Origin of the sequence: Bradyrhizobium elkanii WSM2783, from assembly GCF_000472865.1 — a bacterium.
GTDB classification, from domain to species: domain Bacteria; phylum Pseudomonadota; class Alphaproteobacteria; order Rhizobiales; family Xanthobacteraceae; genus Bradyrhizobium; species Bradyrhizobium elkanii_A.
In genome coordinates this window covers 76,150-90,964 of sequence record NZ_AXAP01000035.1, presented here as the reverse complement: position 1 = coordinate 90,964, position 14,815 = coordinate 76,150, and the positions used below count along the sequence as shown (strand labels likewise).

Annotated in this window: 11 protein-coding genes and 2 pseudogenes; 8 read left to right on the top strand and 5 right to left on the bottom strand. The window is 56.5% G+C overall.

Annotation, left to right across the window (positions count from 1 at the left end; all coding sequences use genetic code 11):
* The first annotated feature begins 444 nt into the window (after nucleotides 1–444).
* The 4 genes from YY7_RS64800 to YY7_RS0127195 all read left to right on the top strand — a co-directional run bounded on the left by YY7_RS64800 (nucleotide 445) and on the right by YY7_RS0127195 (nucleotide 3,900).
* Nucleotides 445–780: a hypothetical protein gene (locus tag YY7_RS64800; RefSeq protein WP_349642682.1), complete on the top strand. Its 336-nt coding sequence runs from the start codon at nucleotides 445–447 to the stop codon at nucleotides 778–780.
* Nucleotides 756–902, top strand: coding sequence for a hypothetical protein (locus YY7_RS63500; RefSeq protein ID WP_245287430.1), 147 nt, complete (start codon nucleotides 756–758; stop codon nucleotides 900–902). The genes YY7_RS64800 and YY7_RS63500 overlap by 25 nt, the downstream gene beginning before the upstream one ends.
* A 687-nt stretch (nucleotides 903–1,589) precedes the next feature.
* Nucleotides 1,590–2,516: a helix-turn-helix domain-containing protein gene (locus YY7_RS0127205; RefSeq protein ID WP_245287429.1), complete on the top strand. Its 927-nt coding sequence runs from the start codon at nucleotides 1,590–1,592 to the stop codon at nucleotides 2,514–2,516.
* A 793-nt stretch (nucleotides 2,517–3,309) separates the two neighbouring features.
* Nucleotides 3,310–3,900, top strand: coding sequence for a hypothetical protein (locus tag YY7_RS0127195; protein ID WP_155255344.1), 591 nt, complete (start codon nucleotides 3,310–3,312; stop codon nucleotides 3,898–3,900).
* Nucleotides 3,901–4,279: 379 nt separating this feature from the next.
* On the opposite strand, the gene YY7_RS56835 is transcribed toward YY7_RS0127195, so the two are convergent.
* Both YY7_RS56835 and YY7_RS53030 read right to left on the bottom strand, forming a co-directional pair.
* The gene (locus YY7_RS56835; RefSeq protein WP_155255343.1) at nucleotides 4,280–5,053 is read right to left on the bottom strand and encodes a radical SAM protein; all 774 of its coding nucleotides are present in this window, start codon (nucleotides 5,051–5,053) and stop codon (nucleotides 4,280–4,282) included.
* Between the two features lie 47 nt (nucleotides 5,054–5,100).
* Nucleotides 5,101–5,304 (bottom strand): annotated as a pseudogene (locus YY7_RS53030) (IS110 family transposase); the annotation flags it as partial.
* A gap of 566 nt (nucleotides 5,305–5,870) precedes the next feature.
* On the opposite strand from YY7_RS53030, the gene YY7_RS0127180 reads away from it, so the two are divergent.
* On the top strand, nucleotides 5,871–6,488 hold the full coding sequence (locus YY7_RS0127180) for a hypothetical protein (RefSeq protein ID WP_245287428.1): 618 nt from the start codon (nucleotides 5,871–5,873) through the stop codon (nucleotides 6,486–6,488).
* 379 nt (nucleotides 6,489–6,867) lie between these two features.
* On the opposite strand, the pseudogene YY7_RS53025 reads toward YY7_RS0127180, so the two are convergent.
* Together YY7_RS53025 and YY7_RS65185 are read right to left on the bottom strand one after the other, a co-directional pair.
* A pseudogene (locus YY7_RS53025) lies at nucleotides 6,868–8,302 on the bottom strand (IS1182 family transposase).
* 226 nt (nucleotides 8,303–8,528) lie between these two features.
* Nucleotides 8,529–8,741, bottom strand: a complete 213-nt coding sequence (locus tag YY7_RS65185; RefSeq protein WP_433994532.1) for a class II fructose-bisphosphate aldolase — start codon at nucleotides 8,739–8,741, stop codon at nucleotides 8,529–8,531.
* A gap of 70 nt (nucleotides 8,742–8,811) precedes the next feature.
* On the opposite strand from YY7_RS65185, the gene YY7_RS64490 reads away from it, so the two are divergent.
* Nucleotides 8,812–8,943 (top strand): hypothetical protein, encoded by a 132-nt coding sequence (locus YY7_RS64490; protein WP_283807022.1) that lies wholly within the window; start codon nucleotides 8,812–8,814, stop codon nucleotides 8,941–8,943.
* A gap of 1,144 nt (nucleotides 8,944–10,087) precedes the next feature.
* Complete coding sequence (locus YY7_RS0127160) at nucleotides 10,088–10,792, top strand: phosphatase PAP2 family protein (RefSeq protein WP_196237341.1); 705 nt, start codon at nucleotides 10,088–10,090, stop codon at nucleotides 10,790–10,792.
* Nucleotides 10,793–12,696: 1,904 nt separating this feature from the next.
* On the opposite strand, the gene YY7_RS53020 is transcribed toward YY7_RS0127160, so the two are convergent.
* Nucleotides 12,697–13,521 carry a LuxR C-terminal-related transcriptional regulator gene (locus YY7_RS53020; protein WP_051396959.1) on the bottom strand — a complete coding sequence of 275 codons (825 nt, stop codon included), beginning with the start codon at nucleotides 13,519–13,521 and terminating at the stop codon, nucleotides 12,697–12,699.
* 637 nt (nucleotides 13,522–14,158) lie between these two features.
* On the opposite strand from YY7_RS53020, the gene YY7_RS0127145 reads away from it, so the two are divergent.
* Nucleotides 14,159–14,788, top strand: a complete 630-nt coding sequence (locus YY7_RS0127145; protein ID WP_028165962.1) for a LuxR C-terminal-related transcriptional regulator — start codon at nucleotides 14,159–14,161, stop codon at nucleotides 14,786–14,788.
* The last annotated feature ends 27 nt before the right edge of the window (nucleotides 14,789–14,815 follow it).

The window sequence follows — 14,815 nt, the reverse complement described above, 5'->3', positions numbered from 1 at the left end:
GGCCTTCGCTGGCGCCGGGCCTCCGGCGAAATTGCGACATGGCCGGCAAGCGCCCGAACCGCGTGCTTGCGATGCCAGCCGGTCACCGCGCAAAGCTCGTCGAGTATGCGCCCCTTATCTGCCCGCCCTGCTGATCGATAGCGCTCTACCACCGCCGCCGTGAGCTCNCGCCGCGCACCCATGCTGATCCGTCCTGCCATCGGCGACACCGAGCCGATTCGGTATCGCCGCCCCAATCCTGACGGTCAGTTCTCCGGTAACATTCTTGATGAGGCAATGCGGGGGTCAATTTTGGACGCCGATCCCCCGGCTTAGGGGGTCAATATTGCAGGCCGAATGACAAATGGCGAGCACGCAATCGTCGACGGCGTGACGCCGAATCTGCCAGCCTGAGATGTTTCCGACGAATGGCCCGGCATTCGGCGCAAGAAGGCGGGCACGGGTTTGAGCTACACATCGCCCGATGGTTCAAGGCTTGTCGAGCCCGACGCGCTGAAACGGATCCGGGCGCTCGCGATCCGGCCCGCCTGGACTGACGTTTGGATCTGCCCCTTTCCGACGGTTATACCCGAGCAACTATTTGTGACGCAAAGGACGCAAGCAATATCGCTTCCACGCGCGCTTCCGCGAGGTACGGGAAAGCATGAATATGAGCACGTGGTCGCATTTGCCGACGCGCTGCGTTCCATTCGGGAATCGTGCGCGAGCACATGGGGTTGCGCGGCCTCCCGCGGGAAAAAGTTCTGGCAACCGTCGTGCATCTCCTTGACACTTCGCTGATCCGGGTGGGAAATGACGACTATTCCAGGCACAACAACGGCCATGGCCTGACCACGTTGAAGAATCGCGCCTTTGCGCTCTCGCGACGCTTCATCGATCTTCGTCCGGCGGCACCCATTTGATGGGTTTCCTGGGCCGCTCTCCGGACCGGCCTCGGCGCCTAGAATGCCGATCAATGTGCGGACACGCGCAATCGTGAATTGGGATAACGAGCCTTCGGTGCTTACCTTGCCGATAGCAACGACTGCCAAGGGAGGACGCTATGGTGCGGCATCCTTGGGCCGTAGCTGCCGCTCTTTTCGCTTTTGGCGTGTTTGGCTCGGTTCTTGTAGCGGAGCGCCCTCGAGAGAGTTCGGTACGGCTAGAAACTTCCCATTCCTTGAGTGCGGATCCTGATCTGCGATTGATATCCGAGCGCAGCGAATACATGCGGACGGAACGGTGACGAACCGGTGCGCCTGCGTCCTGGTCGCGCGTGAGTTTGACGAACCGATACAGCCGCCCAACGGACGAAGTCGTCACGCTGCCTAGGTATCAGCCTTGCTTGCGAGCAGATTGCAATGTTAAGCAGGTCTAACCGCGGGGCCTATGGCAAATCAGAAAAGTTAGTTCGCGAACGGATTGCGTAGCATCGCCTCACTGCCGGTGATTAGACGCCATAGGCAACGTAAAGTCCGCGCTTCAATTATTTGGCGCAAGAAAGGCCATTTTGCGCAGGTTGCAACATCCTCGTGTTTGCATGCTTAGCGTGTTTTCAGCAATCTTTGATGCCTTGAGCAATTTTTCGTATTCCATTGCAACTATTTCCCATGTTCATTGTCCTCACCGTCACCGGGAATCGCGTCCTTGAGAGTGCAGCTTTGGAGCCGTTCGGCAGAATCGAGTGGCATCAGCGGGATCCTGATGCCCGTCATCCACTTTTCGTTAAGCGGATGTCTTGGTTATGGTTCTCTGCCGAGCTTGTCCGTATTTGCCCAACGGAATTGGAATACCAAGTGAAGGCACGTGCAGCTTATTTAGCGCTGCATGATTTTGTTCGATCGGATGGGGAAACGACCATAAATGGAGGGAGCCGTTCAACGCTCGCTGACGTCCGAGGTAGGCTAACGTTCGTGCCGGTCGGTTCTTCCGCACAAGGTTGGAATCGATTCACAAGCCGGGTATCGTCCGTGTTCGCAGTCCATCTCGGCTCTCCCCCATTAGATCACGATGCAAAGGATATCGCAGACGTTCCTCCGTCTTTGTATTTCGAGAGCAACAGTATCAAAGCGACGCTCCAAAAACTCCAAAGCGTCGTGGAGGGCTCGGGCATAAATGACCATGCGTATGCAGAGACGCTCGGGCTGTTGCTTTTGTGGGAACTAAGGCATGCTGCGGACTTAAAGCACTCGCGACCGAAGGTTCGGGGAGGTTTGACTGCACTTCAGTTAAGGCGCGTCAAAGAATTTATCGATGCTCAAATCTCGAATGATATCACGATATCCGACCTGGCAGCCGTGGCGGGACTCAGCCAATTCCACTTTATCCGCGCCTTCAAAGACTCAGTTGGAGTTTCGCCTTATCAGTTCGTTCTCTCGGAGCGGATCCACCGTGCAAAAGAACTGCTGTCCGAACGCTATTTGTCGATTGCCGACGTGGCTCTCGCGGTTGGGTTTAGCGATGCAGCCCAATTGAACCGCGTGTTTCGCAGATTAGTTGGCGCAACACCAACTGCGTTTCGGCGCGACGCCGTCTAGGCTTGTCTGTAGGCGAGCTCTTGATCAACAGATTCGAGCTGCGCGGAACGGGCAGGGAACAACGGCTTAGGACTCCGCACCGCGTTTTGCCGGTGCTGGGCCGGCCCTGGAGCAAAACGTTAAGATGTTGTCGAACAGCAACTATAGGCTGTGGCATAATCTCTAGGATTTTTCGGGCGACAAGGGGCAGAGAAACTCATGAGGTGGGACGACGGGCACTCGGCTTCGGGAGCAAAGGTTTCGTTGCCAACCAGGCGGGATCGCGGCTCTGATCGTCGTTGTTGCCCACCACACTGGTTCTTTTTGGTACGCCCGCGCTGTGGTTCCGGCGCTGACGGGGCTCCCCGCTGCGCCAGTTTCGGTTGCAGCACCCGAAATATCGTATTGGACAACGATCGCCGTTTTGCCGATCAATTTCGGCCCGCTTGGGGTTGCTCTCTTCTTTCTCATCAGCGGCTTTGTCATACCGTTTGCATTCGAAGCGTAGACGCGACTGCAATTTGCTATGGGCCGCCTATTTCGAATCTGGCCTACTTATTTTTCGGCTTTCTAGTTGGCGTCTCTGCCGTTGTGGCAGGCGCGCACCTGATGCACACGGCTGTCCCATTCGACGCCGCGACCGTACTGCTACATTCAATCGCTGGCCTGCGCGAACCGCTCGGTATCCAGCCGATCGATGGGATCGTCTGGATCTTGGAAGTCGAGATTAAGTTCTACATACTAGCGCTGCTTATTGCGCCGCTTCTTCGCGCTCGATCACCGCTAACCCTATATCGTCCCTTTGGCACTTCTGGTGATCTCGCGCCTTGGCATCTCTCCAACGTTCACACAGGCCGCGCCTTATCTGATTTTCATGTTTATTGGCACCGCGTTCCATTTTAGCTACCGGGGAGCGCAGTCAAACGTGGCAACCGTGATAGCCACGGCGATCTTAGCGTGGATGGCACACCTCGCGAGCCCGCCAGACCTAACGCCCATCTTCCCAAGCCACGCGCTTGCACTGGCGCTCTTCACTGCCGCCGCGATCTTTAGGAACTACATCCCAGAGCCAAGGTGGCTCTCGTTCTTGGCCGATATCAGCTATCCGCTATACGTGACGCACGCTCTTGTCGGATATACCCTGATGTCCATCCTTGCCGCCCGGCGCAAATCTGACAATATTGATCGGGCTCACTGTGGCATTTTCTGTCGCGAGCGCGATCCACGGCCTTGTCGAAGAGCCATCGTACAAATTGGGTCGCAAAATCGGCAAAGCACTCGCTGCTTCGACAAAGCAAGTGCAGCCAGCCGAATAGTCAGCACCATCTTCTTCGGCATCGCAGCACCCGTCTTGCTGACAATATCTGTCCAAACCGACTGCGAAGCTATCGCTTTGATTCCTTGACTCAGCGCGGGCGTCCAGAAGTAAAAAGCCCACTACATCGCTGTTTCTCAACGCACCGCTCGCATTCCTCAACATAACCGTTCTTCCAATCCGAAATCGGATTGAACTGCGTAGGGCCATACAGAACGTTCGAGCACACACCGTGGCAGTTGTAGACGGAGCCGTTGAGTCCGGCTGCAACTAGCTGGTCGACGCTCTCCGCTAAATCCTGCCGATAATTCGTCGGATCAATCCATATCAGAGCATCATTGCGATAGCGAAACCGGTGTTTTCGAGGCCCATCAATGCCACATGATCCACAAACGGCAGATCCCGAGCTACCCAACGGCAGGTGTCTAGGATTATCGGGGCTGTTAAGGCATGGAGCACCACCCTGATTTCAACACGCTGTCCCCGATCTTTCAATTTTCAAGATTCCAAGAATTGTTTCGTCAAAGGCTCCTTTGGCTTGCACGACGTGATCATGGACATGGTCTACCGCAGAATAGACGGGGATCGCTGCGATCAGGTTGGGATGCCTGACGCTGCTCCACTCGTCCACTATTTCGGAATGGGAAAAAGCTCGCCCGTTTGTTAGGACTTGAAGGGCCGTCCGGGGAAGCAAGTCGCGACAATTCGCTAGTACGATTATGAAACCGCGCCAGTCCGTTAGCGGCTCGCCACCCGTGAACGTAAGTGAACGCGTTGCTGGGTCGACGAGCGGTACACTTTCCCTGATCTCGTCCAATATCCAACCATCATCGACATCCTTTGGTGGCTGCGAGCACATCAGGCAATAGTTGTTACACCGCTCCGTCACCAGGAAAGAGTTGTGCTTCGAATTTCGGCGAAACAATGTTCGAAATCGTTTCGACGCATGACGGATGCCGATGATGTCGCCATCAGCCAAATAGCCGAACCTAGTACCGACAGAAATTATCCGAGTGTCGCTCTCAGCGTGGAGCAGACGTTCTCCTTCGTCGCCAACGAAAAAGACGGCCTTCCACTTCGCATTTCTCGCGAGGTCAAATTCTTCGGGTGTGCGGGCTAGCGCAAAATCTGACGGAGTCTCGTTAGGCTGGCTTTGTATAGCCTTCAGCCGTACGACCGACCTATCGCTTTCGTCACCAAACCCAATGCAATGGGTGGCTGTCCCAAACAGCTGCAGGGTCATGACCCAGCCCATCGACGCAAGATAGCTGCATCTTCAGGTGAATTCTGTAACGCCTGCAGCTCGCGGGACCAATGGTGCGATGAGGCGCAAGCCTCGATCCCCACCAGGCATGGCGGCAGTTTCTCGAAAAACGCCAGGACGTGCTGGCGCCGCAACTGACGGCGGATGACCACCTGGCCAGCTGCATCAACGCCATGCACTTGAAAGACCGACTCCGCGATATCCAGGCCGACTGTCGAAATTGACTGCATAGGCTGCTCCTCCGAATTGTGGGAGCCTCAAACGGCGCCCCCTCCTTGGCACGCTCGTGCCCGTGGAGGAGCCGTCCACAGCATCGTTTCCGGACATCGCGTTCACCTTGAGACTGCGACACCCTCCGAGGCGCACCAATGCCGCCCCGCCATATCCTTATGGGTTATTTCGAAATTGCAATTGCCGGTCGCATTTTAAGTTTTAGCGTGTCGTTGTCGTGCGGATTTTAACCGCCGCGGCATCAACCCCGGCTATGCGTACCGCGCGATAAGGGACGCCGCTGTGCCCCCGGCGACGCCCGCCGAATAAGCAATGTGCGATGGAACCGGCGCCGTGCCGGTCTTGCCACTCTCAATAACATCACTCGGAAACTTCGAAGGATGACTTTTAGTCTACCCCGATAGCCGCACATATTCAGTGCCTGTTGGCAGGTCTCAAACTGGCCAACACCGGGCTAGAGATCAGCATGACCGATGCTCCCGGCAGGTGACGTAGCGCTTTCGTGTAGCAACCAATGAATCCGAGTATGATCTCCCGGCGATCTTGGCGGCCCCCGATCCTAGTGATGGTCGCATTGACCGCGTTAGCGCTCGTTGCTGTTCGCTCCCTGCGGGAGCCGGTTCTGCGAGCCGCGGGATGGGCGCTCGTCTTAAACGAATCGGTCTCGTCCGCCGACATCATCGTTCTATCGCTCGATTCCGGTGGCGCCGGGGCGCTCGAAGCGGCGGACCTCCTGCAAAGCGGCATCTCAAAACGAGTTGCGGTTTTTGAGAACCCTCCGAGTCTAAAAGACCATGAGTTCATTCGCCGGGGGGTCCCTGACGAGGTTGAGGGGGCAAGGCAGATTCGCCAACTGAGGTCGCTTGGCGTGACAGATATCGTGCGAATCTCCACAATCGAGGGAGCGTCGACCGAAGGTGAAGGTCAGGCCCTTCCGCCATGGTGCGATGAGCATCAGCTCCAATCCGTTGTGTTCATGGCCAGTAAGGATCACTCGCGACGAGTGCGGCGAGTGCTCGACCGAGTTATGAAAGGCCATTCGACACGCGTCAGAGTTCAACACTCGCGCTACTCAGATTTTGACCCCGACCGATGGTGGGAAACTCGCCGCGGCGTCGCGGCGGAAATCGTCGGGCTCCAGAAACTCTTGCTCGACGTCGTGCTGCATCCAATGTCATTTTGACACCGAGCCTTTAGGATGCCTGGAAGCTACTTGACGCCAGCGATAGAGCAGTTCCCTTCAGTCCAACGTACCAGCGTCGCGTCGGCGCACGTCCGCCTCCAAGTTGCGCGTAGGCGGCATCTTAGCGGCTCAAATGGTCACTTTGGTAGGTGTTGAAACCGGCTTGCTACTGCAACATCGGGTTCTGGCCGATGTCGCATAAGGGTCAAAAGCTGCGGTCGAAGGCCCGCACAACCTCTGTCAGCTCCTCCTGCAGGCCGTGTGAAAATCGCGCAACTTGGGCGCACTGGCGCATTTCGCGGCCGCCGAACTTCTAGTTGGATGGAACCGATCTCTCATCTCAGTGGCAACCAGGAGCTTCACATAGGCGCTGCCGGCCTCACACCCGCATCGCCTCCAGCAATCCGGCTACGCCCATGATCGTCATCGCGCGCTTCATGTTGTAGGCGAGCACGGTGAGCGCCATCTCGGTGGCCACCTTCGGCAGCTTTTTCGTGAGAAAGTGCGTTGCTCCCATCCAACACTTCATCGTGCCGAACGGATGCTCCGCTGTCTGACGGCGGACTCCCATTGCATTGGGGTTGTGGTCGACCTCTCCTGAACTTTCTCCAGAACGGCCTCGTGCTCTCAGCGTGCGATGCGGCGCTCGGGGGGCTGTCGTGCACTGAGCTTTTAGCGCGCAGGTTTTGCAGGTGCTTGTCCAATAGCGGCGCAGGGTCTTTCCGTCCTCTACGTTCGTATAGTGATAAGTTAGCCGCTCGCCGGCGGGACAGCGATAAACGTCGGCGGCGGCCGACATAGACGAAGTCCTGTTTGCCGAAGCGGCCGGCAGCTTTGGCGCCCGAAGTCATCGGCTTCGGCAACGTCACCGTGATATCGGCTTCCTCGCAGGCCCTGATCTCCTCTCCATCGTAATAGCCGCGGTCTGCCACGACTTCGAGCGTCCCGACAGCCATCTCGTCGCGCGGCCGGCCGGCCATATTGGCGAGTTGGTGGCGATCGGTGCCCACGTTGGTCACCTCGTGAGCCACGATGAGATGATGCTGCGTATCGACTGCAATCTGCACGTTGTAGCCAACGATCCCGGTGTCCTTCACCTGTCGCCATCGAGCGCGCGTCAGGATCGGTCAGCGAGATCTGCTTGTCATCGCTCTTCATTATCTCCGCGTTGATCGCATTGAGCCGGACGGTCTCCTCCTTGAGCTTCGCGATCTTGCCCTTCAACCTCGCAACTTTCGCCTCTGGCACTGCATCGCCGTGCCGCTCGGCGGTCTCGAGCTGCGAGAGATAGCGGGCGATGCTCTCGTCGATCCGCTCCAAGCGCCGCTTCATCTTCGCCTCGGTGAAGTTCTTCTCCTGCGCATTGACGGCCTTGAACTTCGATCCATCGATGGCGACGATCGCCGCAACAAGCAGATCACGCTTGCGGCACAGTGCGACGAACTCGCGACAGACCCCACGAATGGCCTTGCCATTGTCCTTGCGGAAGTCCGCGATGGTCTTGAAGTCCGGCGCCAACTGCCAGGCCAGCCAGATCATCTCGATATTGCGCTGGCATTCCCGCTCCAGGCGTCGGCTCGACGGCACGCGATTGAGGTAGCCGTAGATGTAGAGCCTGCGCATCGTGCCGGGATGGTAGCCGGTCGCCCCGTGTCGAGCGGCTGGACGCCAACGAAGCCGAGCTTATCCAGATCGAGCCCGTCGACGAACACATCAACCGCACGCACCGGATTGTCCTCGGCCACGTAGTCGTCGAGCAGCGCGGGGAACAACGTGCTCTGTCCGCGATCAACCCCTTCCACGAATCCCGCCATCGCTCGTCCCCGCCGATTCATTGGAGAATAACAGCAGAGGCTGAGTTTTCACACGGCCTGGCTGGAACGCCGACATCACGTCGTCAAATTGTAGTCTTCCGCTTTGGCCACTCCCGGACAGCCGGGCAATGAGGAAGCGAGCCTCGGATGCGAGGGGCGTTTTTGCCGAGACCGAGCTCAGCTACTTGTCGTGGAATAGGCTCAAGCGTGAGAGAGCTACGTTTTTTTACCGATTCCACTGCGAACGGCAGGATCTTATAAGGGACGACTTCGTGGGGCTGTTGGGCCACCCCTCCTCCAAGCCGCGCCTCCAGGCAACCCGCAATTCAGTATTGATGTGGATGATATTGATCCCAGGGGCGATTGCCTTCCGCAAATCTTCGTCATCGGTTCCCGATCCGCCATGCAGGGTAAGCGGCACTTGGGCCGCGCCCTTGATCTCGGCGATTCTCTAGATATCCAACCGTTTCCGTGTTTGTCCCTGCACCATACTCTTTAGCATCCCGTGCATGTGGTTGCAGGACGTCTATATCGATGGCGGCAAGTTCAGCAACTATCTGAAGGGCAAGATCTCAAGGGGTGATCTGGCGCCGTCGATCGCTCAACTTGCTATTATCCCGGCGCAGATCACCGCACAGTAGCACCGGCGAAGAAGGTCGAGAACGCCTGCCCGTTCACGGGCAGGCTCACAGAACCCCAATGACATCACCAAATCCGCAACGTCAGAAGAGCGGTTGGCAAACCATCGACAACCTCGCGAACGAGGCCGAAAACGCCTCTGTCATTCACTACTCCTGCGAAAGCCTTTACGATAGGCCGCACGGCGCTTCTCCCCGCATCACATCAATTGCAGTCAGAAATCTGAAAACAGGACAGGCGTTGTCTTTTTCGATTCACCAAATGGCCGAGCGAGAGAGAGTCCCGTTTGCGAGAAGAAAAATACGATGAGCTAGAGAAAAAGATGCTTGATGCCGACTACAAGCATGTAGGCGCACACCGGGGTTCAAGTATCTTCACTGGAACATGCGCGATGCCAACTACGGATTCGCAGCAATCGACCATCGTTACAGGGTGCTCCGCGGCGAGCCCATCGTCATCGATGACAGCAAAACACTTCATCTGGCCCGGATTTGCATTGACATCTATGGCCCTGGATATTCTGGCCACCCAAGGTTAGAGAGAGTCTGCTAAAACTCAACAAAATCAGCCCGCTCAATTTCCTGAGCGGAGCTGGCGAAGCAGAAGCGTTCGAGAACAAAACTTTCGTCGGCCTACACCAATCGACATTGAGCAAGGTAGACGTCATCAGCAACCTATTTCAGCGCGTGCACGACCGACAGTTGAAGACCTAACGACCTTCTGGGAAATGCGCGGCGGCACCTTTAGAGGAATTGTGAGCTGGCTGTCAGAAAACAAGGTACTTGCGCTGATCTTAGCGATTTTGGGCGTCTTGTGGCGACCTTCAAATTCGGCTAAATACTCTACCAGACACTCGCAGTACGACAATTAGGCGAACAGCTCGGGGCCTACGCAATGTCGTCATCGCTCAGCCGCTGGTGCACTCGCAGCCAAGTCGCCTTGAAGTGAGCCCTAGCACTTTCGAGGTCCGGGCCGCTGCCGCGGTGATCAGGCTGCTGGGGAGCGTTGGGCAGGATGACATCCCAGTTCCTGACTTTTTGAAAGTCCCGTCGCTACCTTAACGCTCGGTACCATTTGGGGTAGGCTGGCTTGGGAGCCGACAGGCTGCCCCGGGGAGACACTTGGTTCCTAAATGGCGGGCTGCCCGTGAGCCCTGACCAGTATCTATTGGGACTTCTCAACAACGTTGCACACCGCTCATCCATATTTGATGCCGCGGTACGCTTCGTGGCAGACCAAGCTGTACTCAAAGGCGCCCTGCTAACATCGTTGCTGTGGCTGGCTTGGTTTCAGCGTGACCCGGGCCAAAAGCTGCGCCGGTCTCTGGTTATTTCAACACTTGCGGCGACAATCGCGTCACTTTTGCTCGCGAAGATCATCAGGTTTTATCTGCCGTTTCGGCTACGACCGATCCAAGATCCCGCCGTCGGCTTCACATTGCCTCACCACGTCACCAGTGAGTCATTGTGGAATTGGAGTTCTTTTCCGAGCGACACCGCTGCATTTGGATTTGCGTTGTCTGTAGGTGTGCTCATGATATGGCGCCGATGGGGCTGGTTCGCGATCCTGTACAGTCTTGTTGTGATCTGCATTCCGCGCGTCTATCTCGGTTATCACTATCCATCGGACATCGTGGCGGGCGCCTTAATAGGTTCTGTCGTTACGCTCATAATGGGCCATGACAAAATCAGGATACCGCTGAGCCGCCGGCTTTTGCTTTGGAGCGATGACTATCCCGGCGCCTTCTATTGCGCATTCTTCCTTGTCACATACGAGGTCGCAGCAGTGTTTGAGAATGCTCGCCAGATTTTAACGGCTGCCTGGAAGCTCTCGCGCCACTCGGTCTTGTAGAGGTACACGTTCCCACCAGAGAGCGCCGTCCAGCATCACGCACAGCTTTTCACCATCAACGGCCGCACAGGCGCAGGAAAACTACCATCCACGATGACGCAGGTACCGGAACCTAGGAGGAAAAGCTGCTCAGGAGGGGCATCCCCCAGATTTCGGAATACGGCTGGCGTCCATCCAGCTTCTGCGGCTGTAGCCTAAATTTAGGAACGAGCCGCGAGGCCTCCTGTTGCCCTACGGCTTTCTCCACTGCCGAAAGCCGTCCCCTGTCCCAGTTCGGGCGTTCCCGTGCCCACGCGAGCCGTCACGAGCACCGGGCCGTCCGCGCTGGATGGCGCGCTCGCGCGTCAGGACGCCCCGATAGCGATCGATGCCAGACGGGCACGCAGCGCGTCGTCCTAGTCACCGCTCTGTCGCTCTGTGAGACAGCACTTCGCGACGTAGGTGAGGTGATCTCCGTCGACAGCGAGCTGATCCCTCACGATGTCCGAGCTTAGTTGCTTCCGAAACCGATCAGGCGAATAAACCATCGCGCTCGTGGGGCAGCTCCGGGTTGGAGCATCGGCACAAGAGCCGCTCTCTCAGTTCGATCTCGTAGACCTTGCCCATGGCAGCTTGGTCAGGGCCATGCCGCGATCTTTCCCATCAAGTCACTATTGTCCGTCATCTTATTCCTTTCATCCAATCTAGAGAGCGCGGGGAACGGACGGTGCTCTGTCCGCCCCGGCGTCTTTCCGGAACCATGCTCTTCGCGAGATTCGTGGACAGGGCGCGGAAAACTGGCGACACTCACCACGGCATATTGACGACCTTGATGAGGCGACCCCGCGGGAACGGCGTCTGCTCATGCTGCCAGGTAAACACCTTCTCGACCTTCGCTCTCGGCGATGCGTAGCGACGAGCGGTCGGCGGAGTCTTCGCCATATCAAAGATTTAATACTCGACGCATCCTGCGTCAGTGCTCCCGACGATCACCAGAGAGCCGTCCTTGTACTCGGCCCAGCACGCTGTGGCGAGCACATCTCTTGTTATGCGTTGACATGCCTCGCGAGACCTACATACTGCGTAGCTTTGAGCGAGCTGCGCCGTATCAATTTGCGAGATGCCCTCAGGTTTTGCATCGCGCAGGACTCGTCGCGTCATTTGCGGTGGCCGATGCCCTAGCTCGGGCTACCGAGGATGCCGATCCTCTGTTGAGCAGGATCAAATCCCTAGGATCGCTTTACTTACGGCCAGTAACCCTGAGGATTTATCAGGGCAAAGAAGACGGTGTGTGCGGGACTCGGTGCTGACCGTTTCCGCGCATCCCACGCGCTGCCTGTCATGCTCAAATCTGCTCTGCCGAGGTTCCATTTACGGCACCGAATAAGTCTGACGGTTGAGTTGTTTTTCGATACCGGGTCGATGCGCTGAGGGGGAATCCGCCATCTTCATGGTTTCGTCGAACGATGGATCGGAGACGGGCAGTACTGAGCAGTTTGTCTCGCTTTTCCCCGAGGATCCCACTCCGGCAGCGGAGCACGACGCTTTCGCTGCGCGCTCGATTAATCTTTCCTCTCGACCCGCTATTTATTTATTATTACAAGTACGAACGTGTGTTTATCGAAAGTTGCGGCAGAAATATCTCGATACAGCGGAGGCTGCGCTTATTTAAACCAACCAAGATATTGATTTGTACGCAGATGTAGCGCTGAAAGCCACACAATGGGCGAGCATAGATAATTCAAAGCGGTAGCTAGTATTCAAATGTCGCGATCATAGCTCAGTTTTGAGCGACATGAGAAATAGTTGACGCTTCGTGCCGGACACATGGTGACACTTTCCCGCTTTTGGGCACGATGTGCTGATGCCGAGGAAGGAATGTTCGGTGACCGGATCGTAGTTGATGCGACCTATGTCGACCTCATTTATTTCGGTACGATGCGTAACGGTGCCGGTGCCTCGCCGATCACGCTGTTGGCACTCGCAAGCGGCGTGTCCACCTCGGCGATTTCGGGCAGAGCACTCTTGTCTGTCGACCGTGCCAGTGAACCATTATTCATCGCCCAAATAGCCGCCTGGGTCCGGTTCTGAACCCGAATCTTGCGAAGGATCGCTTTGACGTGAACCTTCACGGTCGCTTCGGTGATATCGATCTTACGCGCAATGAGCTTGTTGCTATTGCCCTCTATCAAGCAGCGCAAAATCGATTGTTCTCGGGGCGACAGGTGTGGGGCAGCCGCATGCTCCACAGTGCTATACTCTTTCTTGAAAGAAGTGGACGCGTCGTCTTCGTGGCGCGGTTCGGTCTCACTGTGGGGACCGCCTCCGCCGTCTCGAACGAATGAGAGCAAAGCCGGCGGGAAAATCATTTGACCCATCATCACCAGTTCGATCGAATTTATGAATGCATCGCACGTCGTGACATCGACGAGATAGCCGTTTGCGCCTGCCTGGAATGCCAAAACCAATTCGGTCGGCCGATAATGATCAGCCACGATCGCGATGCGCCCGTTCGGGTACTGCGCTCGGACAAGTTCGATCTGTTCGACGGCGAAATCGAAATCGTCGCCTGTGCGGATAATAAGAAACAGTAGCTGATATCGCTGGAGAGAGCTCGGGAGCAGATCATCTGCGCGCGATACCGAGGCGTGAATACGGAAGTTAGCTGTGCGTAAGATTCTGGAAAGTCCCTCTCGAAGCAAAACACTTTTCCCGATGAGTATGGTCACAAAAGACCGCCGCATCCGCATGATGACCCTCCCGGCCTGCACGCAATTGATAACCATTGGGGCCAAGGACGGCCCCTCTCATTTGGTGAGGTGATTTGTTGATCGCCTAATGGCTCCTTGTGACGTCTTGTGTCGAGCAATTCAGAATCGTTAGTCCGCGGACCTCTCCATGACTTTCAGGGAAATTTTGGGACCGAAGCTTTTGAAAGTGTCGCAGTTATAACGGTGACCTTTTAACATACTTAAATCTGGACTTTAAATGCGAAATGCCGCTCCCCCTATATATCATAAGTTATAGGCTAACCGCGCTAAATCTCGTCGAGTGTCAGCCAGCCCATGCCATGAAGAGTTGCGTTTGGTATTTCAGTCGGGCCGCGGCAATCTATGCCAGATCGGCAATCGCGGGCTCATCGGCCGATGCGCGCACGCTATCCGTAACCCGGCGCTCGCCACTCAGGACAAAATAGCGTCGGGACAGCAGGCAAAATGCCTCAATCTGCCTCTCATTACGCTTCAAGTTTTTTAGCTGCGGCGTGGCGCCGCGGCGCACCTTGAAAGAGGAGTAACTTGGGTTCGTCGGAGGAACACGCGTGAACGAGCCGCGTTGCGCTAGCGGAGGCATAGGTTAGGGGATCGGCCCTTGCGTTGTGTCAGCGTAGTGACTGCGGACCGCCATCCAGTGGTTCTACAGGGCTTGACAAACGTGCTCGGCGCAGTGAATGGCTTCAAAATTGTTGCCTCTTGCTGTGATGGTAGGAGTTGCATCGAAGCCATTCGGCGTCTTACCCCCGACATTGCCATTTTCGATATGCCAATGCCTGGTCTGACCGGATTGGAAATCCTCTCCATTGCTAACTCCGAGAACCTTCGTACTCGGCTTGTTCTTTTCACCTCATCTATCGACGATCGCGAACTCCTCACGGCGGCCACTGCTGGCGCCTACGCTGTCATCATGAAGGAAGTGACGGCCGACACTCTCGTGCGATCCTTGCGCCAGGTTGCGCATGGCCAGAGGCTGTTGCAACTACCGCCCTCCAATCGGGTCGTGTCCCGGGAGCAAGGAAACGTCGCGATTGCGGAGAATGAGCTATCGATGCTGACAGACCGGGAGCGTCAGATCATGCGTCTAGTGTCCGAAGGATTGTCCAACAAAGAAATTGGGCGAAAATTGAGCATTACTGACGGCACTATCAAAGTTCATCTTCATCACATCTTTCAGAAGCTTGACGTCAGCAACCGGACCGTGCTCGCGGCGGTCGCCATCTTGACAGAGCGGAATCGTGATTAGATTGCGAGCGCGCTCGATTAAGGGCAG